Consider the following 21,315-nt stretch of genomic DNA (forward strand, 5'->3'; position numbering starts at 1 on the left):
GAAAACCGGTGAGACGGTCCGGGAGAGGCGGCCCCGGATTATTTCAGCTTGGTTTCCTTGTAGTCGACGTGCTTGCGCGCGACCGGATCGAACTTCTTGATCAGCATCTTTTCCGGCATGTTGCGCTTGTTTTTCGTGGTCGTGTAGAAGTGACCCGTGCCGGCGGTCGATTCGAGCTTGATTTTCTCGCGGATGCCTTTAGCCATGATGTGCTCCTAGGGGCGGCCGATCAGGCCAGTTCGCCACGGGCACGCAGGTCGGCCAGGACGGCGTCGATGCCGTTCTTGTCGATGGTGCGCAGGGCCTTGGTGGATACGCGCAGGCGCACCCAGCGGTTTTCGGACTCGACCCAGAACCGGCGCGATTGCAGGTTGGGCAGGAAACGACGCTTGGTTTTGTTGTTCGCGTGCGAGACGTTGTTGCCCACCATCGGGCCTTTGCCGGTTACTTGGCATACGCGTGCCATGGTCTCACCTCTGTATATGTATATCGGGAAAGCCTTGCATTCTATACTCAAATTGCCATGCAGATCAAGCGGGTTGCCGGGGCGATCGCATGGCGATGCGGCCGGAAAGCCACGACAGGACCGCGCAGGCCGCCAGCACGGCGGTCAGCGGCAGGGGAGTGCCGGTGTGCCAGGCGCTGACGGCGAAGCCCGCCAGGGCGCCGCAGAGCATCTGCAGCGAGCCCATCAGCGCCGAGGCCACGCCCAGGCGCGGGCCCTGGTCGGCCAGGGCCAGGGCGGCGGCGTTGGGGCCGACGAAGCCCTGGCTGGCCATGAAGCCCATCAGGCACAGCATCAGCAGGGGCAGGGAGATCCAGTCCAGCAGGGTCAGCGCCAGGCCGCACAGCGTCATCAGCACCAGCGTGCCCTGGGCGCGCGCCAGCAGGCGGATCGGCGGATGGCGGTTCAGCAGGCGGGCGCTGGCCTGCGAGGCCACGATCAGCGCGGCGGCGTTCAGGCCGAACAGCAGGCCGAACCAGCGCGGATCGATGCCGTAGATCGTGATGAAGACCTGGGGCGAGCCGGAGATGTAGGCGAACAGGCCGCCCGAGCCGAAGCCGCCCGCCAGGGTGTAGCCCATGAAGCGGCGGTGGGTCAGCAGCAGGCGGAAGCTGGCGGCGATGGCGCCGACGGCCAGCGGCGCGCGCCGCGCCGGGTCCAGGGACTCGCGCATGTACAGCGCCACGGCCAGCCACAGGCCGACGCCGGCCAGGCCCATCAGGTAGAACACGGTGCGCCAGGAACCCAGCGTCACGGCCTGGCCGCCCAGCAACGGCGCCAGGATGGGCATCACGCCCATCACCAGCATCAGCAGGGACAGGGCCTGGGCGGCCTCGCGCGTGTCCAGGTGGTCGCGGATCACGGCGCGGGGGACGACCATGCCGGCGGCGCCGCCGAAGGCCTGCACCACGCGCCACAGGATCAGGTGGTCGATGTCCCGGCTCAGCGCGCAGGCGACGGATGCCACAGCGAACAGCGTCAGGCCCAGCAGCAGCGGCGGCTTGCGGCCGTAGCGGTCGGCCAGCGGGCCGTAGACCAGCTGGGCCAGGGCCAGGCCCAGCAGATAGCTGGCCAGGGTGCGCTCGACCTGCCCCGGATGGACGCCCAGGTCGGCCGCCATGGCGCCGAAGGCGGGCAGGTACATGTCGATGGCCAGGGGGCCGAGAGCGGCCAGCGCGCCCATCAGGATCAGCCAGGGAGGCAGCAGCGGCGGGGACGAGGGGGAAGCCGAAGGGAAAACCATGGGAGCGGGGAGGGGCCGGAAACGCGCCGGAGGCGGATGCTTGAAGCGGTGGGGATTGGCGCTACTATAACAAGGTCTTTCATATGACTGAGGGAGGCCCCGTTGAGTGCAACCGCATCGATCATCGAGAACAAACTTGGGTCATTGCCCATGCCGGTTTCCATGGAACTGCCGGACGGACAGAAGATCGGCCCCGCCGACGCCGCGGTCCGCCTGCGCGTGCGCGACGCGGCCGTGCTGGCGCATTTCGCGGCGGGCGAGGTCGGCGTCCTGGGCGAGGACTACGTCGAGGGCAAGTTCGAGTTCGACGGCTCCATGCGGGACCTGATGCGCATGGCGGCCAGCATCCTGCCCGGGTCGCCCGTCGATCTGGCCCGCTCGGGCTGGCTCACCAGCCTGGTGAAGCGGCTGGTGTCGGTCTGGCGCCATTCGATCGAGCGCGACGCGCGGCAGATCGAATTCCACTACGACCTGTCGGACGACTTCTACGCCCTGTGGCTGGACCCGCGCCGGGTGTATTCCTGCGCCTACTACCGCGAGCCCGGCTTCACCGTCGCCCAGGCCCAGGAAGCCAAGCTCGACCACATCTGCCGCAAGCTCGCCCTCAAGCCGGGCGAGCGCTTCCTGGACGTGGGCGGCGGCTGGGGCGGCCTGATGCTGTGGGCGGCGGAAAACTACGACGTCGATGTCACCGGCATCACCCTGTCGAACAACCAGCATGCCTACGTCAACCGCCTGATCCAGGAAAAAGGCCTGGCCGGGCGCGTGCGCATGGAACTGCTGGACTACCGCAAGCTCGACGAATCCCGGCCCTACGACAAGATCGCCTCGGTGGGCATGTTCGAGCACGTGGGGCGGGCCCAGCTGACCGGCTATTTTTCCAAGCTGCGCCGGCTGGTGCGCTCCGGCGGCCTGATCCTGAACCACGGCATCACGGCGGGCGGGCTGGACAACACCGAACTGGGCGCGGGCATGGGGGGATTCATCGAGAAGTTCATCTTCCCCGGCGGCGAGCTGTCCCACATCCATTACGTGCAGCAGACCCTGGCCGAGGCCGGCCTGGAGGACCTCGACGTCGAGAACCTGCGGCCGCACTACGCGCGCACGCTGTGGGCCTGGAGCGACGCCCTGGAAGCCCGCCTGGACGAGGCCCGCGCCATCCTGAACACCCCCCAGGGCGAGCGTTCGCTGCGGGCCTACCGGATGTACCTGGCGGGCTGCGCCATGGGCTTCGAGCACGGCTGGATCGCCCTGCACCAGATCCTCGCCCAGCCCCAGCCGACGGGCCGCTCCGACGAGCTGGACTACCCGCCGGGGCAGGCCTATCCCTGGCGGCGCGACTACATCTACCGCGACCGCTGAATCCATCCGCTCCATCCCCCGGCCGGCGCCGGGGGGCACGCGCAGTGAACGAGGCCGGACACGGAACAGTCCCTGCGGACCGTTCCGTGCCCGGCGGATCCGGGCGGCATGCAGGCCGCGCGGTGAAGGAAACCCGCCCGCATTCCCGGCGTTTTCATCCCCCGTCCCGCGCCCGGTTCCGGCCGGTTTTCGCCAACCGGGTTTATTTTCCGTCATCCGGTGTGTAAAATAGCGCTTCTTCTGTAGTTCTTTTTTTCAATCCTGACAGCGTCCGTGTCCGCCCGACCCGGCCCTGTCTGTCCAAGGCGCTTGCGCGTCTGTAGTGCTGGTATGTATTGGCGGCCCGCGGCCGTCTTCCGCACACCCTCCCCTAAGCTATGGCGTCGGCCCCGCATCGCGTATCCGGCGTCTCCGTAACCCAAAGGAGGCATTCATGTCCATCTCCGCTTTTTCGTCGCCCCGTGCGATCCGTTCCCCCCGCCTGTCCCGTGCCGCGCTGGGCTTCGCCCTGTCGGCCGCGCTCGCGGGCCTGTCGCTGGCCCCGTCCGTGTCCCGGGCGGCCGACGCGCCGCAATGCGAGCTCGACCGCGCCGTGCGCTTCGGCGGCATGAACTGGGAATCCAACCTGGTCCTGGTGGAAGTCGAACGCTTCATCGCCAAGCACGGCTACGGCTGCGACTCCGAGGTCCTGCCGACGGAAACCCTGCCGGCCCTGGCGGCGCTCGAACGCGGCGACCTGGACATCAACAGCGAGATCTGGCTGAACAGCACCCTGGAGCCCTGGACCAAGGCCGAGGCCACCGGCCGCGTCAAGCGCATCGGCGACATCTACATGGGCGGCGAAGCCTGGTTCATCCCCAAGTACACGGCCGAGCGCCTGCCCGAGCTGAAAAAGGCCGCCGACCTGCCGAAGTTCAAGGACGCCTTCAAGGACCCCGAGGAACCTTCCAAGGGCCGCTTCTACGGCTGCCCGGCCGGCTGGGGCTGCGAGGTCGTCAGCACCAACCTGTTCAAGGCCCTGGGCCTGGGCGACACCTTCACGCTGTTTTCGCCGGGCACCGGCGCGACCCAGAAGGCGGCCCTGACGGCGGCCTACCAGCGCAAGGAAAACGTCGTCTTCTACTACTGGTTCCCGACCCCGCTGGTGGGCTCCATGGACCTGGTCAAGCTGGAGCTGCCGCCCTACGACGCCGCCAGGCAGAAATGCCTGACCGATCCGAACTGCGAGAATCCCCAGGCCTCGGACTATCCGGAAAACCCGGTGTTCACGGCGGTCACCGCCAAATTCACCCAGGACGCGCCCAAGCTGACCGGGTTCCTGTCCAAGGTCAAGGTGCCCCTGGACGTGATGAACCAGACCATGGCCTACATGGAAAAGAACGAGGCCGAGCCCCAGCCCACGGCGATGTGGTTCCTGAAGAACCAGCAGGCCGTCTGGTCCGCATGGCTGCCCGCCGACGTGACGGAGCGTGTCAAGGCCGCCCTGTAAGGAGGCCCGCATGTTTCCCGAACTGATTGCGGCGCGGGATCTGCAGCGGCCCATCGACGACTTCGTCAATGGGCTGGTGACGCAGTATTCCGACGTGCTGCGCGCCCTGACCCAGCCCCTGCTCGATCTGCTGGTCTGGTCCGACGGCCTGTTGCGGCATTCGCCGTGGTGGGCGGTCGTGGCCGTCATCATGGGCCTGGCCTGGCTGGGCAGCCGCGCCTGGCGCTTCAGCCTGGCCATGGGGGCGCTGCTGTGCCTGGTGGGGGCCATCGGCCTGTGGGAGGCCGCCATGCAGACGCTGTCGCTGATGATCGTGGCGGTGGCGTTCTCGGTGATCATCGGCATCCCCCTGGGGATCGCCATGGCCAGCTTCCGCTGGGTGCGCGCCGTGATGCTGCCGGTCCTGGACGTCATGCAGACCATGCCCAGCTTCGTCTACCTGATCCCGGTGGTCATGCTGTTCAACCTGGGCAAGCTGGCGGCGCTGTTCGCCACGGTGATCTACGCCGTGCCGCCCGTCATCCGCCTCACCGACCTGGGCATCCGCCTGGTGGACGCGGAGGTGCTGGAGGCCTCGCGCGCCTTCGGCGCCAGCCGCAGCCGCCAGCTCTTCGGCGTGCAGCTGCCGCTGGCGCTGCCCAACATCATGGCGGGCATCAACCAGACCACCATGATGGCGCTGGCCATGGTGGTGATCGCCTCCATGATCGGCGTGCGCGGCCTGGGCTACGAGGTCCTGCAGGGCATCAACCGCCTGCAGGTCGGGCGCGGCCTGCTGGCCGGACTGGGGATCGTGATCCTGGCCATCATCTTCGACCGCATCACCCAGCGGTTCGGCCGGCGCTGGCAGGTGCGGGGGAACTGACATGAGCAAGATCGAAGTCCGCAACATCTACAAGATCTTCGGCCCGCACCCGGAGCGCTGGCTGCCCGCCGCCCGCGAGGGCCTGTCCAAGGAGGCCCTGCTGGAGCGCAGCGGCCACACCCTGGGCCTGCGCGACATCAGCCTGTCCATCGAGGAAGGCCACATCCACGTCATCATGGGGCTGTCGGGCTCGGGCAAGTCCACGCTGATCCGGCACTTCAACCGCCTGATCGAGCCCAGTGCCGGGCAGATCCTGGTCGACGGGGTGGACGTGGTCAGCCTCAAGCCGCGCGAACTGGAACGCTTCCGCCAGAGCAAGATGAGCATGGTGTTCCAGCGCTTCGGCCTGCTGCCGCACCGCACGGTGCTGGACAACGCCGCCTACGGGTTGGCGGTGCAGGGCGTGCGCCGGGACGCGCGCAACGAGCGTGCGCGCCACTGGCTGGAGCAGGTCGGTCTGTCCGGCTTCGAGGCCCAGTATCCCCACCAGCTCTCCGGCGGCATGCAGCAGCGCGTGGGCCTGGCCCGGGCGCTGGCCACGGATGCCGAGATCCTGCTGATGGACGAGGCGTTCTCCGCCCTGGATCCGCTCATCCGCCATGAGATGCAGGACCAGCTGCTGGCCCTGCAGGCGAGGCTGAACAAGACCATCGTCTTCATCACCCACGACCTGGACGAGGCCCTGCGCCTGGGCAACCGGATCGCCATCCTGAAGGACGGCGAACTGATCCAGGAAGGCACGCCCGAGGACATCCTGCTGTCGCCGGCCAACGACTACATCGAGTCCTTCCTGCAGGACGTGAACCGGGGCAAGGTCCTGAACGCGTCCCACGCCTGCAACGAGCGCCCCCTGACGCTGACCATGCGCACGCACCCGGCGCATGCGCTGGAGCGCCTGGCCGCCCGGGACTACGACTACGCCGCCGTGCTGGACGGCAAGCGCCTGGCGGGCGTGCTGATGCGCGCCGATGCGCAGCGCGCCGCGCAGGCGGGCGCGCGCGACATTTCCCGGCATCTGAGCGACATGGCGTCCGTGCCGGCTTCGGCCGGGCTGGACGAAGTCCTGGCGCGGCTGCTGCGCACGCCCGAGCCGCTGGCGGTGACGGGCGAGCAGGGCGAGTTCATCGGCGTGCTGTCGCGCAGCAAGGTGGTGGAACTGGTGACCGCCGCCACCACCAACGGTTCGGGCGAAGCGGGGCCGGACCCGGAACCGGCCGAGCAGGCCGCCGGATCCGGGCAGGCCGCCTGATCGCCCGCGGAGCCGCGCGCTCCGGGGCCGCCGGCGCCCCCGGGCCGGCCCCGGCTCAGGCGCCGCGCGCCTGCCGGCGCAGCACGTGGCCGTACCAGGTGAACAGCAGCAGGGCCGACAGCAGCAGCCCGAGCATCGCCATGATCCACATGGTGGCGGCGCCCACGGGCGCGCCCGGCATCAGCCGGCTCGCCAGCGGGGCGAGGGCCCCCGCCGCCGGCCCGTAGCCCAGCCACCAGCCGCCCACCAGGCCCAGCCCGGTCAGCGCGGTGACCTGCAGGATCAGCGGCACCAGCGCGATCTTGTAGGCGCGCAGGATGTAGGCGCTGATGCAGTGCATGGCGTCCCAGAAATGGAACCACGGCGCGATCTGCAGCAGCGTCAGGGCGATCGCGGCCACCCGGACCTCGTCCGTGTAGGCGCGCACGATGGCGTCCTGGCCCACGATCAGGACCACGCCGGTGAGCAGGGCGCCCAGGGCCACCAGGCCGATCCCGCTCAGCCCCGTGCGCCGCGCCAGCGCCGGGTCGAGCGCGCCCACGGCCTGGGCCGTGAGCGAGGCGGTGGCCAGGCTGAGCGACATCGGCAGCATGTAGGCCAGGGCGATCAGGTTGGCCAGGATCTGCTGCGCGCCGCTGACGTACAGGCCGTCGCGGGCGATCAGCAGCGCCATGAAGCTGAAGGCGCAGACTTCGATCAGGTAGGACCCGCCCATGGGCAGCCCCAGGCGCAGCAGTTCCTTCTGGTCGGCCCAGCGCGGGCGTTCCAGCCGCGGGGCCAGGGCGCGGAAGGCGCGCCGGTGGCGGATCATCCACAGGCCGGCGGCCAGCATCATCCAGTTCACCGCCAGGGTGGCGATGCCCGCGCCGACGACGCCCAGCGCGGGCAGGCCCAGGCCGCCGAAGATGAACCAGACGTTGAACAGCAGCTTGAAGACGATGCTGCCGAGATTGATCGCCATGACCTCGCGGGTCTGGGAGATGGCCGTCGAGGTGGCGTAGATCGTGCGAAACAGCAGGGCCGGGGGCAGGGCCAGGGCGAGGGCGATCAGGTAGCCCGCCACCCGCCGGCGCACTTCGGGCTCGACGTCGCCGGACAGGCTGAGCCAGACGTCGGGAAACAGCATGCTGGCGCCGCCCAGGGCCGACAGGAGCAGGGCCAGCCAGACGCCCTGGCCCCAGGCCCGGCCGGCCTCGCGCAGCCGGCCGGCGCCGAAGTGCTGGGCGATGATCGGGATCAGGGCGTGCACCACCCCCATCAGCCCGACGAAGACCGTGATGTAGACCGAGGCGCCCAGCGACATCGCCTGGAGGTCGGCGGCGCTGGCGTGGCCCACCATGGCGGTGTCGAGGACGGCGAAGACGATCCCGGCCCAGGAGCTGACCAGGATCGGCCAGGCCTGCCGCAGGATGGTGCGCCAGGGGGCGGCGGGCCGGCCGGCGAGGGAGGCGTCGGTCATGGAAGGCACGGATTCATCGGACGGCAATTCATTGGATCGCAATGAAAGGAAGGGGGAAGGGGCGCGGAGCGCGGGCGCCCCGGGGATCCTAGGGTTTCAGGCGCAGCAGGCGGAACATCTCGTGGCGGTCGGGCTCGCGGCGGCCTTCCCAGAGCGCGGGATGGTCGGCCAGCCAGGCTTCGCCCGTCTCCAGGCTGCGGGGGCTGAGCTGCTGCAGCAGCAGCGGGCAGTCGTCGTCGAAGCTGAATTCGATGCCGTCGAAGACCAGGAACGACGCCCGCTGGCCGCTGCCCAGCCCCTGGGTGCGGACGCATTCGCCGGGCTGGCGGTGCTGCGCCAGGGCCGCGGCCAGCGAGGCCGAGACGGCGCGGTAGCTGCGCACGTAGTCGAGCGCCGGCATCCAGAGCGTGGCCAGCAGCAGCCAGGTGGTGATCAGGCCGCCGGCCGACAGCGCCGTGCCGCGCCACAGGCCGGCCGGGTGGCTGCGCAGGCGCCAGCGCACCAGGGCGATCCAGGCGAGGGTGCCCAGCGCGGCGAAGGCCGCGGCGGGCCAGGCGACGTGGGGCTCGAAGCCGCGCGTCTGGCGGGTGATGTTGGCGGCGATCTGGGCCGGCCAGCCGGCCTGCAGCGCCACCCAGCCCAGCCACACCGTGGCGGCCGTCAGCGAAAAGCACATCACCGCGAACCAGTCCAGGGTGTTGACCACGCCGCGCCGCAGGGTCGGCAGGGCGAAGGCGGCGAGGACGGCGCAGGGCACGGCGAGCGTGCTGTATTCGGGCTCGAAGGGGTCGGCGCTGGCCAGCAGCGTCAGCAGCGCCCCCGCGGCGAAGCCCAGCGGGATGCCGATGTGCGGCGCGCCGAACCAGCCGCGCCAGCGCCACAGCGCCAGCAGGGCCAGCGGCCAGGTCGGCCAGAGGAACCAGGGCAGGTCGCGCAGGATGCTGCCCCAGGATCGCGCGTCGGGCCAGTCGAAGGCGTTGCGCGTCCAGCGCAGCCAGCTGTCGGCCCAGTAGGGACCGAACGTCCGGGCGGGTATCCACCACAGCAGGATCAGCGCGGTGGCGATCAGGGCGCTGGCCGCCAGCCATTTGCGTTCGGCCGCCAGGGCGCCGCCCGGCAGGAAGGCGACGGGCACGGCCAGGATCAGCGGCAGGCAGCCCAGCCAGCCGCGCGCCAGGAAGGACAGGCCCACGGCGAGTCCCAGGGTGACGGCGCCCGACACCGGATGGTCCAGCATGCGGGCCACGGCGTAGAAGGCCAGCGCCTGGCAGGCGATCAGCGCCGGGATCTCGGCGGTCTCGTGCATGCGCCAGACGATGCCGACCGTGGCCACGATCAGCAGCAGGGCGGCGTCGGCCAGCATGCGGCCGTAGTCGCGCGGATTGGGCTCGCCGCCGAAGGGCAGGGCCAGCGGCTGGGCCTCCGGGCGCCGGCCCAGCAGGTAGGTGCCGTACCAGATCGAGCCCGTGAGCAGCGCGAACCACAGCAGATTGGGCACGCGCGAAGCGATGATGGCCGCGTCCAGGGGGCTGGCGAACAGTTCCAGCAGGGGGCGCAGCGCCCAGATGGAGAAGGCGCCCACCCAGGTGACGAGCGGCCCGTCCTGCGCCTGGGCTAGGTGGCCCACCTGGGGCAGCAGCCAGGCGTGGTCCCGGCCCGACAGGGCCGTGAGCATGGTCGCCAGGCCGGTGACGTCGTCGGTCTTCCAGGGGTCGCGGTAGAACAGGCCGGCCAGGATGTAGACCAGCCCGAAGCCCAGCAGGAACAGCCGGGGCAGTTTGGCGGCGGCCGTGGCCGTCAGCCGGGCGGGCGTCGATCGCAGGTCTTGGGACAGCACCGGGGAAGCACCAGGGAAAAGGGGGCGGATGGCGCCCATGTTAAATGAAAAAGGCAGCCTGACGGCTGCCTTTTGGAACCCTTGCTTGCTGCTGGAACTTGCGCAGCGTGGGGGCACTTACTTCTTGACGGTGCCGGCGGTGCGGGCGAAACGGGCGCGGAACTTTTCCACGCGGCCGGTCTCGACGATGCGGGTCTGGGCGCCGGTGTAGAAGGGATGCGATTCCGAGGTCACGTCGCACTTGAAGAGCGGGTAGGTCTTGCCGTCGATCTCGGTCGTTTCGCGCGTATTCAGCGAGGAGCGCGAGATGAACTTGTTGCCGGTCTGCAGGTCGAGGAACACGACCTCGCGGTATTCGGGATGAATGCCTTCTTTCATGATGAAATCCGTGGGTGGATGATGGGGGACCGCCAGCCGGATGGACGCGGGGACTCCCTGCAAAAGGGATGCGATCCGCATCAGAACCCTGGCAACGTATCCAAGATAAGCCCGCCATTCTACTACGTGGGCGAGGGAAGGTCCAGAGACGCGGGTCTGCCGGCGGCCCCGGCTGGCCGCGCATCACGAGACGGCCCCGCCGTGCAAGCGGCTTTTCGGTCAAGGCGTAGCGCGACGGAGAATCCGTTCACACCTGCCCCCGCTCCGCCAGCGACGTGACCTCGGTGGCGCCGACGATCAGGTGGTCCAGCAGCCGCACGTCCACCAGGGCCAGGGCCTGCTTCAGCTGGCGCGTCAGGGCGACGTCGGCCGGGCTGGGCTCGGCCAGGCCGGAAGGGTGGTTGTGGGCCAGGATCAGGGCGGCGGCGTGGTGCCCCAGGGCGGCCTTCACGACCTCGCGGGGGTAGATCGAGGCGTGCGACAGCGTGCCGCGCGCGACCTCCGCGCATTCGATGAGCTGCAGCTGGCTGTCCAGGAACAGGGCGATGCAGTGCTCCACCCGCAGGTGCGCCAGGCGCAGCGCGCAGAACCGCTTCACCTGCTCGGGCTGGCTCAGGGCACGGCCGTTGCGCAGCGGCTCCTCGACCGCGCGCCGGCTGAGTTCCTGGACCGCGAGCAGTTCGCAGGTCTTGGCCGCGCCCATGCCGGGAAAGGCCAGCAGCGCCGACGATTCCGCCGCCAGCAGGCGGCGCAGCCCGCCGAAATGCTCGATCATCCGGCGCCCCATGTCCACGGCGTCGCTGCCGCGCGTGCCGGTGCGCAGCAGCACCGCCAGCAGCTCGGCGGACGTCAGCGCCTGGGCGCCGTGGCGCAGCAGGCGCTCCCGGGGACGTTCGGAACAGGGAGATCGGGTGTCTTGTGGCATGATAGGCCCTAAAATGATCAGGTTTGCATTGAATCCCTTTACGGTGGCATTTTGACTTCAACCCAAGCCGCGCAGCACGTCCGACCGGACTCTTATGTCACGCTGCACTACCGCATCGAACTGCTGACGGGCCCCGGCGCCGGCACCGTCTTCGTCGATACCTTCCTGGATCGGCCCGCCACGCTGCAGATGGGCATCGGCCAGTGGGCGCCGGGCATCGAATCCCTGCTGCTCGACCGCCCGGAGGGCGAGCACTTCACCGCGGACGTGCCGGCCGCCCAGGCCTACGGCGAACGCAACCCCGAATTGCTGCGCTGGGTCGCGCGCGACGAAATGACGCGCAACGCCCCGCCGGACACCGAATTCGAGGCGGGCGACATGGTCGAGTTCGTGGCGCCCAACGGCGGCCGCTATTCCGGCGTGCTCAAGACCCTGCGGAACGACGCCGCCCTGTTCGACTTCAACCATCCCCTGGCCGGCATCGACCTGCAGGTCGAGATCAAGATCCTGGGGGTGCTGTGAGCGGCGCGGCCCCTCTGAGCACGGACGCGGTGGGCGCGGCCGCGGCCGGCGAGGCCGCCGCCCCGGGCGCCGAGATCGTCCTGGCCCAGCCGCGCGGCTTCTGTGCGGGGGTGGACCGGGCCATCGAGATCGTCGAGCGCGCCCTCGAAATCCACGGGGCGCCGATCTACGTGCGCCACGAGATCGTGCACAACCGCTACGTGGTCGAGGACCTGCGCGCCAAGGGCGCCGTCTTCATCGACGAACTCGAGGACGCGCCTTCGGACGCGATCGTCATCTTCTCGGCGCACGGCGTTTCGCGCGCCGTGCGCGACGAGGCCGCCCGGCGCGGCCAGCGCATCTTCGACGCCACCTGCCCGCTGGTGACCAAGGTCCACGTCGAAGTCGCCCGCATGCGCAAGGAAGGCCGCGAGGTCATCATGATCGGCCACCGCGGCCACCCCGAAGTCGAGGGCACCCTGGGCCAGGCCGACGATGGCATGTACCTGGTCGAATCGGTGGAAGACGTCCAGGCCCTCCAGGTGCGCCATCCGGACCGTCTCGCCTTCGTCACCCAGACCACGCTGTCCATCGACGACGCCGCCCAGGTGGCCGACGCCCTGCGCCGGCGCTTCCCCGGCATCGCCGAGCCCAAGAAAAGCGACATCTGCTACGCCACGCAGAACCGCCAGGACGCGGTGCGCGTCATGGCGCCGCAATGCGACCTGGTGCTGGTGGTGGGCAGCCCCAACAGCTCCAACTCCAACCGCCTGCGCGAAGTCGCCGAGCGCAAGGGCGTGACCGCCTACCTGCTGGACCATCCCGACATGATCGATCCCGAGTGGCTGCGCAATGCCCGGCGGGTCGGCGTGACCGCCGGGGCCTCCGCGCCCGAAGTCCTGGTGCAGCAGGTGATCGGCCGGCTGAAGGAACTGGGCGCGCGCTCCGTGCGCCCCCTGGACGGCGTGCGCGAGCAGGTCGCCTTCCCCCTGCCGCGCGAACTGTCCCGCAAGCGGCCCGAATGATTCCCGGCCGGACCCCTGAACGGATCCCCGGATCGGACCCTCAAACGGACCCTCAAACGGACCCTCGAACGGACCCTCGAACGGACTCTCGACAGACCCCAAAACGGACCCGACGGCCATGAAGATCGGATTCTGCGGACTGGGCCGCATGGGCGTGCCCATGGTGCATCGCCTGCTGCAGGCCGGGCACGAGGTCCACGTCTGGAACCGCTCCCCCGGCCCGCTGCGCGGCGTCCAGGCGGCCGGCGCCCGCGCCTGCGCGAGCCCGCGCGAGCTGGGCGAACGATGCGCCTGGGTCGCCCTGTGCCTGTTCGATGCGGACGCGGTGCGCGACGTGGTGTTCGGCGCGGACGGGCTGGCGCGGGCCGGCGCGCTGGAACTGCTGATCGACCATTCCTCCATTCCGCCGGCCGAGACGCGCGAATTCGCCGGACGGCTGGCGCAGGCCAACGGCGCCGTCTGGCTGGACGCGCCCGTGTCCGGCGGCACGGGCGGCGCGGCGGCCGGCACCCTGGCCATCATGGCGGGCGGCCCGGCCGACGCCTGCGCCCGCGCGACCCCGCTGCTGATGGCCTACGCCAGCCGGGTGACCCACATGGGCCCGGTGGGCAGCGGCCAGGTGGCCAAGCTCTGCAACCAGACCATCGTGACCGCCACGATCGCCGCCATCGCCGAATCCGTCGCCCTGGCGCGGGACGCCGGGGTGGATGCGGCGCGCCTGGACGAGGCCCTGGCGGGCGGCTGGGCCGATTCCACCCTGCTGCGCATTTTCGTGCCGCGCATGACCCAGGCGCCCGGGCCCGCCCAGGCCACCCTGGACACCATGCTGAAGGACCTGGACACCGTGGCGGCGCTGGCGCGCGCCCAGGGCACCGCCATGCCGGTGGCCGCGGCCGCCGGGCAAAGCTACCGCCTGGCCAGCCGCCAGGGCCTGGGGGCGCAGGACGCCTCGCAACTGATCCGGCTGTACGACCGCGCCCCCGGGCGCCCCGATGGAGAAGATCCCCGATGAGCCACCGCTCCCTGAAGACCGCCGCCGCCGTCGCGGCCGCCCTGGCCCTCGCCTACACGGGCGCCTCCTGGTATGCCGGCCGCCTGGCCCAGGAGCGCGTGGAGGCCTGGGTCGATCAGGCCAACCAGGAAATCGCCGCGCAGTGGGCGTCCGCCGATCCGCGCCCCGTCCTGACGATCCAGGCATACCGGCGCGGCGTGTTTTCCTCGGACGTGCGCTACGGCTTCCAGTTCCGCGACGACGAGGGCCGCGACCAGACCCTGGGCCTGCATGACGCCCTGGCGCACGGCCCCTGGCCCTGGGCGGCCGTGCGCCAGGGCGAATGGCGGCCCGCGGCGGCCCTGAGCCTGATCGAGCCTCTGCCGGGCGGCCTGTGGCAGCCCTGGTTCGACGCACAGCCGGCCGGCACGGCGCCCTGGACGCTGCGGTCCCGGATCGGATTCGACGGCCGGGTGGCCTCGCAATGGCGCCTGGAGCCCACCCGGCTGGCCGACAACCGGCTGGACTTCAGCGGCGGCCTGGTGCGCATCGACTACGATCCGGGCACGCGCGAGGCGGCCGTGTCCGGGCGCATCGACCGGCTGGCCGCGGTGGACGCGGATTCCGGCGTCCGGGTGCGGTTCGAGGGCCTGGATCTCGACGGCCGCACGACGCGCAGCGGCGAGGCCGACCTGCAGTCGCGGCAGCACGCCCGGTTCGGAGAGGTCCACGTCGACGTCCCCGATGCGCCTGCCCTGGCGTTCATCGGGCCGTCGCTGAGCTCGGACACCGTCCGCACCGGCGGCCTGCTGGACAGCCGCCTGGCCTACGACCTGGGCCAGCTGCAGCTCGATCGCCGGGACCTGGGCCGGATCACGCTGGCGCTGTCCGCCGAGCACCTGGACGTGGCCGGACTGCAGGCCCTGGCCGACGCGCTGGGGCAGCTCAATCGCCGCGAGGATCCGGATGCGGAACTGTCGGAGCAGGACCGCCAGCGCCTGCGCGCGCTGGCCGTGCCCGTACTCGCCGCCGGCCCGCGCCTGACGCTCGACGCGCTGCGCTGGGAAACCCCCCAGGGAACGAGCGAGCTCAAGGCCCAGGCCGAATTCCGGCCGGCGCCGGAGGACGCCCCGCCGGACCTGGGCGGGCTGATCGAAAGCGCCATCCGCCAGCTCTCCGCGCACCTGAGCCTGTCCAAGCCCATGCTGCTGCAGGTGGTGCGCCAGACGCAGCACGGCGAGGGCGCCGACATGGCCGTGGCGCTGACGAGCATGCTGTTCGACCAGTACGTCGGCCGGCTGGAGCGCCAGGGCCTGGTGCAGCGCCAGGGCGACGCCATCGAGGCCGACTACCGCTATGCCGACGGCCAGGTCACGGCCAACGGCCGCGCGATGTCGCCGGCCGAGTTCGCCGCGCAGTTCGGCGACCTGGCGGGCCTGGGCCAGTAAGCCCGCTTTGCTGCCCGGGCCGCGCCGGGACGGACGGGGCTCCTCCGGGCGGCTTGCGGGCCGTGCGGCGGATGGCGGACGGCCGCGGGCCACGCGGCGCGGAAGACATTTCACAAAATTGCGCGAATCGACACTCGGGTAATCCTTGATGCCCGAGTGCTGGAGTGTGCGTGGCGTTCTGTGCTATGTTTCAAAAAATTTACGGCAGGGACGCAATCCGACCCCTGCCGTCGAGTCTTTCCGCCACTCGTGGTCACACTCAAAGAGGTAACGATGAACAAGATCTTCAAGCGGACCCTGGGCCTGGCCCTCGTGTCCATGGCCATGGCGACCGCGCAGGCCGCCGACACGAGCTACGTCTACTGTTCCGAAGGCTCCCCCGAAGGCTTCAACGCCGCGTTCTTCACCTCGGGCACGACCAACGACGCGACCCATCCCATCTTCGACCGCCTGGTCGAATTCAAGGCCGGCACCACCGAGATCGTGCCGGGCCTGGCCGAATCCTGGGACGTCAGCGAAGACGGCAAGGTCTACACCTTCCACCTGCGCAAGGGCGTGAAGTTCCATTCCAGCAAGCTCTTCAAGCCCAGCCGCGATTTCAACGCCGACGACGTGCTGTTCTCGTTCCTGCGCCAGAAGGACGCCGACCATCCCTTCCACAAGGTCTCGAACGGCTCCTACCAGTACTTCGACGGCATGGGCATGGGCAAGCTCATCGACCGCATCGAAAAGGTGGACGACCACACCGTCCGCTTCGTCCTGAACCGTCCCGAAGCCCCGTTCATCGCCAACCTCGGCATGGACTTCGCCTCCATCCAGTCGGCCGAATACGCCGACGCCATGATGAAGGCCGGCACGCCCTCGAAGGTCGATACCGATCCCATCGGCACCGGCCCCTTTGAATTCGTCACCTACCAGAAGGACGCGCGCATCCTGTACAAGGCGTTCAAGTCCTACTGGGGCGACCAGCCCAAGATCGGTCGCCTGGTGTTCGCCATCACGCCCGACGCTTCCGTGCGCTACGCCAAGCTGCAGAAGAACGAATGCCAGTCCATGCCGTACCCCAACCCGGCCGACCTGGACGCGATGCGCAAGAACAAGGACATCCAGCTGCTGGAGCAGGCCGGCCTGAACGTCGGCTACCTGTCCTTCAACACCGAAAAGAAGCCCTACACCGACGTGCGCGTGCGCCAGGCCCTGTCCATGGCCATCGACAAGCCCGCCATCATCGCCGCCGTCTTCCAGGGCGCCGGCCTGCCGGCCAAGAACCTGCTGCCGCCGACGATGTGGGGCTACAACGACGCGGTCCAGGACTGGCCGCACGACGTGGCCAAGGCCAAGGCCCTGCTGGCCGAGGCGGGCTATCCGGACGGCTTCGAGACCGACCTGTGGGCCATGCCGGTGCAGCGCCCCTACAACCCCAATGCGCGCCGCATGGCCGAGATGATCCAGTCCGACTGGGCCAAGATCGGCGTCAAGGCCAAGATCGTCACCTACGAATGGGGCGAATACCTGAAACGCTCCAAGGCCGGCGAGCACCAGACCATGCTGATCGGCTGGACGGGCGACAACGGCGACCCGGACAACTTCCTGGCGACGCTGTTCAGCTGCGCGGCGGCCAAGGACGGCTCCAATTACTCCCGCTGGTGCTACCAGCCCTTCGAGGAGCTGATCCAGCCGGCCCGCACCACGTCCGACCACGCCAAGCGCGTCGAGCTCTACAAGCAGGCCCAGGTCATGATGCATGAGCAGGCCCCGGCCGTCATGATCGCGCACTCCACGGTGTTCGAGCCGCTGCGCAAGGACGTCCAGGGCTATACCGTGTCGCCGGTGGGCCGCCACATCTTCGACCACGTCAGCCTCGGCAAGTAAGCCTCTTCGCCGACCCGCGATCCGCGCCCCTGCGCCTGCCTGACAGGTCCCGCAGGGGCGCGGATCGCCATTCCTCAACCGGGTCCCTCCCGCGGGGACACTTGCGCGCCATGCTTTCCTTCATCCTCAAACGCGTCGGCCTGGCCATCCCGACGTTCATCGGCATCACGCTGCTGACCTTTGCGTTCATCCACCTGATCCCCGGCGACCCGGTGATGATCATGGCGGGCGAACGCGGCCTGTCTCCCGAACGCCACGCGGCCATGATGGCCCAGCTGGGCCTGGACCAGCCGCTGTGGGCGCAGTACGGCCATTACGTCTGGAACGTGCTGCACGGCGACCTGGGCACCTCGCTGACCACCCGCGAGCCGATCTGGTCCGAGTTCGTGCCGCGCTTCCAGGCGACGCTGGAACTGAGCGCCGTCGCCATGGCGATCGCGCTGCTGATCGGCATCCCGGTGGGGGTGCTGGCCGCCGTCAAGCGCGGCTCCTTCTTCGACCACGCCGCCATCACCGCCGCCCTGACCGGCTATTCCATGCCGGTGTTCTGGTGGGGCCTGATGCTGATCATGCTGGTGTCCGTGCAGCTGGATCTGATGCCGGTGTCCGGCCGCATCGGCGCCGCGGTGTTCCTGGACCCCGACCAGCCGCTGACCGGTTTCATGCTGATCGACACGCTGCTGTTCGGCGAAGAGGGCAATTTCCTCGACGCCCTGCACCACATCCTGCTGCCGGCCTTCGTGCTGGCGACGATCCCGCTGGCGGTGATCGTGCGCATGACGCGCTCCTCGATGCTGGAGGTGCTGAACGAGGACTACATCCGCACCGCGCGGGCCAAGGGCCTGTCGCGCCTGCGGGTGGTCGTGGTGCACGCCCTGCGCAACGCGCTGCTGCCGGTGCTGACGGTGATCGGGCTGCAGGTCGGCGTGCTGATGGTCGGGGCGATCCTGACCGAAACCATCTTTTCCTGGCCGGGCGTCGGGCGCTGGCTGATCCACGGCCTGGAGCAGCGCGACTATCCGATCGTCCAGGGCGGCGTGCTGATGGTCGCCACCCTCATCATCATCGTCAACATGTGCGTGGACATCCTGTACGGGCTGGCCGATCCGCGCATCCGCCACCGCCGGGGGAGGAACTGACATGTCCGCGACCGCAAGCTCCAACGCGACGCCGGCGCCAAATCCGGCGGCAACCTCGGCCGCAGATTCGGCCGCAACTCCGGCGGCGGCGCCGGCCGCCACGGCCGCAACTTCGGCCGCCGCCACGGCCGTCCCGGCGCCGCCGGGGCCGTTCAAGTCATTCTGGCAGGACTTCAGCCGCAACCGCGGAGCGCTGACCGGCCTGTACTACATCGTCGCCATGCTGCTCATCGCGGTCTTCGCGGGGCTGATCGCGCCGCACGACCCGTCCATGCAATACCGCGACGCCCTGCTGCAGCCGCCCGCCTGGCTCGACGGCGGCTCCTGGCGCTTCGTGCTGGGCACCGACGACGTGGGCCGCGACATCCTCTCGCGCCTGATGCACGGCGCGCGCCTGTCGCTGCTGGTCGGCTTCCTGGTGGTCAGCGTGTCGCTGGTGCTGGGGATCTTCTTCGGCGTCATCGCCGGCTACGCGGGCGGGATCGTGGACATCGCCATCATGCGCGTGGTGGACATCATGCTGGCCCTGCCCAGCCTGCTGATGGCGCTGGTGCTGGTGGCCATCTTCGGGCCGTCCATCGTCAACGCCTCGCTCGCGCTCAGCTTCGTGGCGCTGCCGCACTACGTGCGCCTGACGCGCGCGGCGGTGCTGCGCGAGATGACCTGCGACTACGTGACCGCCTCGCGCGTGGTGGGGGCGGGCCCCTGGCGGCAGATGTTCGTCAACATCCTGCCCAACTGCCTGGCGCCGCTCATCGTGCAGGCGTCGCTGGGCTTTTCCAACGCCATCCTGGACATGGCCGCGCTGGGCTTCCTGGGCATGGGCGCGCAGCCGCCCACCCCCGAATGGGGCACCATGCTGGCCAACGTGCTGCAGTTCGCGCAGAGCGCCTGGTGGGTCGTGACCTTCCCGGGCCTGGCCATCCTGCTGGCCGTGCTGGCCTTCAACCTGATGGGCGACGGCCTGCGCGACGCCCTCGACCCGCGCCTGAAAGTGTAGGAAGACGGACCATGCTCGAAATCCAGAACCTGTCCGTCCATTTCGGCGACGAAGCCGCGCCCTTCAAGGCCGTGGACCGCATCAGCTACCGCGTCGAGGCGGGCGAGGTGGTCGGCCTGGTGGGGGAATCCGGCTCGGGGAAATCCGTCAGCTCGCTGGCCCTGATGGGGCTGATCGACTTCCCCGGCCGGGTGCACGCCGACGCCCTGCGCTTCGACGGCCGCGACCTGCTGCGCATGCCGGAAAAGCAGCGCCGCTCGCTGATCGGCTCCGAGGTCTCGATGATCTTCCAGGATCCGATGACCAGCCTGAACCCCTGTTACACGGTCGAATACCAGATCGCCGAGGCCCTGCGCGCCCACGGCGGCGGTTCGCGGCGCGCGCTGCGGTCGCGGGTGATCGAGCTGCTGGAGCAGGTCGGCATCCCCGATCCCGCATCGCGCCTGCGGGCCTATCCGCACCAGCTCTCGGGCGGCATGAGCCAGCGCGTCATGATCGCCATGGCGATCGCCTGCAAGCCGCGCCTGCTGATCGCCGACGAGCCGACCACGGCCCTGGACGTGACCATCCAGGCCCAGATCATGGACCTGCTGCTGTCGCTGCAGCGCAGCGAGGGCCTGGGGCTGGTGCTGATCACCCACGACCTGGCCCTGGTGGCCGAGGCCGCCGACCGCATCCTGGTCATGTACGCCGGCCAGCTGGTGGAAGCCGGCCCGGCCTCGGACATCTTCCGCCATCCGCGCCATCCCTACACCCAGGCGCTGCTGCGGGCGCTGCCGGAATTCTCCCGCGGCGCCGAGCGCCTGGTGTCGCTGCCGGGCGTGGTCCCGGGGCGCTACGACCGGCCCCAGGGCTGCCTGCTCAGCCCGCGCTGCCCCTATGCCACCGACCTGTGCCGCACGCGCGAGCCGGAACTGTCCGGGCCGGAGGGCCGGCAGGTCAAATGCCACACCCCGCTGGACGACGCCGGCCTGCCAACACCTAATGGAGATCCCAGTGCTGCCTACTGACACCAGCGGAGCTTCCGTCCTCCAGGCCATCGACCTCAAGCGCCACTACGCCGTGGACGGCGGCTTCCTCAAACCGGGAAAATCCGTCAAGGCCCTGGACGGCGTGTCCTTCACGCTGCAGGCCGGCCGCACCCTGGCGGTGGTCGGCGAGTCGGGCTGCGGCAAGTCCACGCTCGCCCGGGTGCTGACCATGATCGAGCCGCCCACCGCCGGGCAGCTGCTGTACCGCGGCCAGGACGTGTCGCGCGCCGACCCGGCCCTGGCGAAACTGCGCCGCCGCAAGATCCAGATCATCTTCCAGAATCCCTACGCCTCGCTCAATCCGCGCAAGCGCATCGGCGACATCCTGGAAGAGCCCCTGCTCATCAACACCGACCTGGACGCGCGCGCGCGCCGGGCGCGCGGGCAGGCCATGATGGAGCGGGTCGGCCTGCGGCCCGAGCACTACAGCCGCTATCCGCACATGTTCTCCGGCGGCCAGCGCCAGCGCATCGCCATCGCCCGCGGCCTGATGCTGGACCCCGAGATCCTCGTCGCCGACGAGGCCGTCTCCGCGCTTGACGTGTCGGTGCGCGCCCAGGTGCTGAACCTGATGCAGGACCTGCAGCGCGACCTGGGCCTGTCCTACGTGTTCATCTCCCACGACCTGTCGGTGATCGAGCACCTGGCCGACGAAGTCATGGTCATGTACCTGGGCCGGGTGGTGGAGCAGGGCAGCAAGGAAGCGATCTTCGGCCAGCCGCTGCATCCCTACACCCAGGCGCTGCTGTCGGCCACGCCGCGCCTGAACGACGCGGCCCGGCGCGAACGCATCAAGCTGTCGGGCGAACTGCCCAGCCCGCTCGATCCGCCGCCGGGCTGTCCGTTCAGTTCGCGCTGCCACCGGGTCATGCCGGTGTGCCGCGAGCGCCTGCCGGTCCTGCGGCAGCAGGGCGGGCGGCAGGTGGCCTGCTTCGCCGTCGAACAGGACCTCGGCACCCCGCCCGCATAGGCCGGGGCGGGGCCGGATGTGCTACC

At 69.8% G+C, this 21,315-nt stretch carries 20 protein-coding genes; 13 read left to right on the plus strand and 7 right to left on the minus strand.

What is annotated here, in order from left to right; translation table 11 throughout:
- Positions 1–38 precede the first annotated feature (38 nt).
- The 3 genes from rpmG to BN940_RS05540 form a co-directional block, all read right to left on the minus strand.
- On the minus strand, positions 39–206 hold the full coding sequence (rpmG, locus tag BN940_RS05530; protein WP_003810296.1) for a 50S ribosomal protein L33: 168 nt from the start codon (positions 204–206) through the stop codon (positions 39–41).
- A gap of 23 nt (positions 207–229) precedes the next feature.
- The gene (gene rpmB, locus BN940_RS05535) at positions 230–466 is read right to left on the minus strand and encodes a 50S ribosomal protein L28 (RefSeq protein ID WP_043681023.1); all 237 of its coding nucleotides are present in this window, start codon (positions 464–466) and stop codon (positions 230–232) included.
- A 64-nt stretch (positions 467–530) separates the two neighbouring features.
- On the minus strand, positions 531–1,748 hold the full coding sequence (locus BN940_RS05540; RefSeq protein ID WP_242404275.1) for a Bcr/CflA family multidrug efflux MFS transporter: 1,218 nt from the start codon (positions 1,746–1,748) through the stop codon (positions 531–533).
- Between the two features lie 150 nt (positions 1,749–1,898).
- On the opposite strand from BN940_RS05540, the gene BN940_RS05545 reads away from it, so the two are divergent.
- The 4 genes from BN940_RS05545 (at position 1,899) to BN940_RS05560 (ending at position 6,713) form a co-directional block, all read left to right on the plus strand.
- The gene (locus BN940_RS05545) at positions 1,899–3,110 is read left to right on the plus strand and encodes a class I SAM-dependent methyltransferase (protein WP_409360360.1); all 1,212 of its coding nucleotides are present in this window, start codon (positions 1,899–1,901) and stop codon (positions 3,108–3,110) included.
- 433 nt (positions 3,111–3,543) lie between these two features.
- Entirely contained in the window at positions 3,544–4,599 is a 1,056-nt protein-coding gene (locus BN940_RS05550) for an ABC transporter substrate-binding protein (RefSeq protein WP_084330531.1), read from the plus strand.
- 10 nt (positions 4,600–4,609) lie between these two features.
- Positions 4,610–5,464, plus strand: coding sequence for an ABC transporter permease (locus BN940_RS05555; RefSeq protein WP_043681027.1), 855 nt, complete (start codon positions 4,610–4,612; stop codon positions 5,462–5,464).
- 1 nt (position 5,465) lies between these two features.
- Complete coding sequence (locus BN940_RS05560) at positions 5,466–6,713, plus strand: quaternary amine ABC transporter ATP-binding protein (protein ID WP_043681029.1); 1,248 nt, start codon at positions 5,466–5,468, stop codon at positions 6,711–6,713.
- 55 nt (positions 6,714–6,768) lie between these two features.
- Here the strand turns inward: BN940_RS05560 and BN940_RS05565 are convergent, their stop codons facing one another.
- The 4 genes from BN940_RS05565 to radC form a co-directional block, all read right to left on the minus strand.
- Complete coding sequence (locus BN940_RS05565; RefSeq protein WP_043681032.1) at positions 6,769–8,172, minus strand: MATE family efflux transporter; 1,404 nt, start codon at positions 8,170–8,172, stop codon at positions 6,769–6,771.
- Between the two features lie 88 nt (positions 8,173–8,260).
- The gene (locus tag BN940_RS05570; RefSeq protein WP_043686000.1) at positions 8,261–10,006 is read right to left on the minus strand and encodes an ArnT family glycosyltransferase; all 1,746 of its coding nucleotides are present in this window, start codon (positions 10,004–10,006) and stop codon (positions 8,261–8,263) included.
- A 120-nt stretch (positions 10,007–10,126) separates the two neighbouring features.
- Entirely contained in the window at positions 10,127–10,387 is a 261-nt protein-coding gene (locus BN940_RS05575) for a type B 50S ribosomal protein L31 (RefSeq protein WP_043681035.1), read from the minus strand.
- A gap of 247 nt (positions 10,388–10,634) precedes the next feature.
- Positions 10,635–11,312 carry a RadC family protein gene (gene radC / locus BN940_RS05580; RefSeq protein ID WP_043681037.1) on the minus strand — a complete coding sequence of 226 codons (678 nt, stop codon included), beginning with the start codon at positions 11,310–11,312 and terminating at the stop codon, positions 10,635–10,637.
- 51 nt (positions 11,313–11,363) lie between these two features.
- Here radC and BN940_RS05585 point away from each other — a divergent pair, with 51 nt between their 5' ends.
- The 9 genes from BN940_RS05585 to BN940_RS05625 all read left to right on the plus strand — a co-directional run bounded on the left by BN940_RS05585 (position 11,364) and on the right by BN940_RS05625 (position 21,289).
- Positions 11,364–11,834, plus strand: coding sequence for an FKBP-type peptidyl-prolyl cis-trans isomerase (locus BN940_RS05585; protein ID WP_043681040.1), 471 nt, complete (start codon positions 11,364–11,366; stop codon positions 11,832–11,834).
- 29 nt (positions 11,835–11,863) lie between these two features.
- Positions 11,864–12,838 (plus strand): 4-hydroxy-3-methylbut-2-enyl diphosphate reductase, encoded by a 975-nt coding sequence (gene ispH, locus BN940_RS05590; protein WP_052356043.1) that lies wholly within the window; start codon positions 11,864–11,866, stop codon positions 12,836–12,838.
- 118 nt (positions 12,839–12,956) lie between these two features.
- Positions 12,957–13,850, plus strand: coding sequence for an NAD(P)-dependent oxidoreductase (locus BN940_RS05595; RefSeq protein WP_043681043.1), 894 nt, complete (start codon positions 12,957–12,959; stop codon positions 13,848–13,850).
- Positions 13,847–15,277, plus strand: coding sequence for a YdgA family protein (locus BN940_RS05600; RefSeq protein ID WP_043681046.1), 1,431 nt, complete (start codon positions 13,847–13,849; stop codon positions 15,275–15,277). Before BN940_RS05595 ends, BN940_RS05600 begins: the two co-directional genes overlap by 4 nt.
- A gap of 273 nt (positions 15,278–15,550) precedes the next feature.
- Complete coding sequence (locus BN940_RS05605; RefSeq protein WP_043681048.1) at positions 15,551–17,149, plus strand: ABC transporter substrate-binding protein; 1,599 nt, start codon at positions 15,551–15,553, stop codon at positions 17,147–17,149.
- 110 nt (positions 17,150–17,259) lie between these two features.
- Positions 17,260–18,288, plus strand: a complete 1,029-nt coding sequence (gene dppB, locus BN940_RS05610) for a dipeptide ABC transporter permease DppB (protein WP_043681051.1) — start codon at positions 17,260–17,262, stop codon at positions 18,286–18,288.
- A gap of 1 nt (position 18,289) precedes the next feature.
- On the plus strand, positions 18,290–19,288 hold the full coding sequence (gene dppC / locus BN940_RS19430; protein ID WP_084330532.1) for a dipeptide ABC transporter permease DppC: 999 nt from the start codon (positions 18,290–18,292) through the stop codon (positions 19,286–19,288).
- Between the two features lie 11 nt (positions 19,289–19,299).
- On the plus strand, positions 19,300–20,298 hold the full coding sequence (gene dppD, locus BN940_RS05620) for a dipeptide ABC transporter ATP-binding protein (RefSeq protein WP_043681054.1): 999 nt from the start codon (positions 19,300–19,302) through the stop codon (positions 20,296–20,298).
- Positions 20,273–21,289: a peptide ABC transporter ATP-binding protein gene (locus tag BN940_RS05625; RefSeq protein ID WP_052355634.1), complete on the plus strand. Its 1,017-nt coding sequence runs from the start codon at positions 20,273–20,275 to the stop codon at positions 21,287–21,289. Before dppD ends, BN940_RS05625 begins: the two co-directional genes overlap by 26 nt.
- Positions 21,290–21,315 lie beyond the last annotated feature (26 nt).

It is taken from the genome of Castellaniella defragrans 65Phen, assembly GCF_000612685.1.
GTDB classification, from domain to species: Bacteria; Pseudomonadota; Gammaproteobacteria; order Burkholderiales; family Burkholderiaceae_B; genus Castellaniella; species Castellaniella defragrans.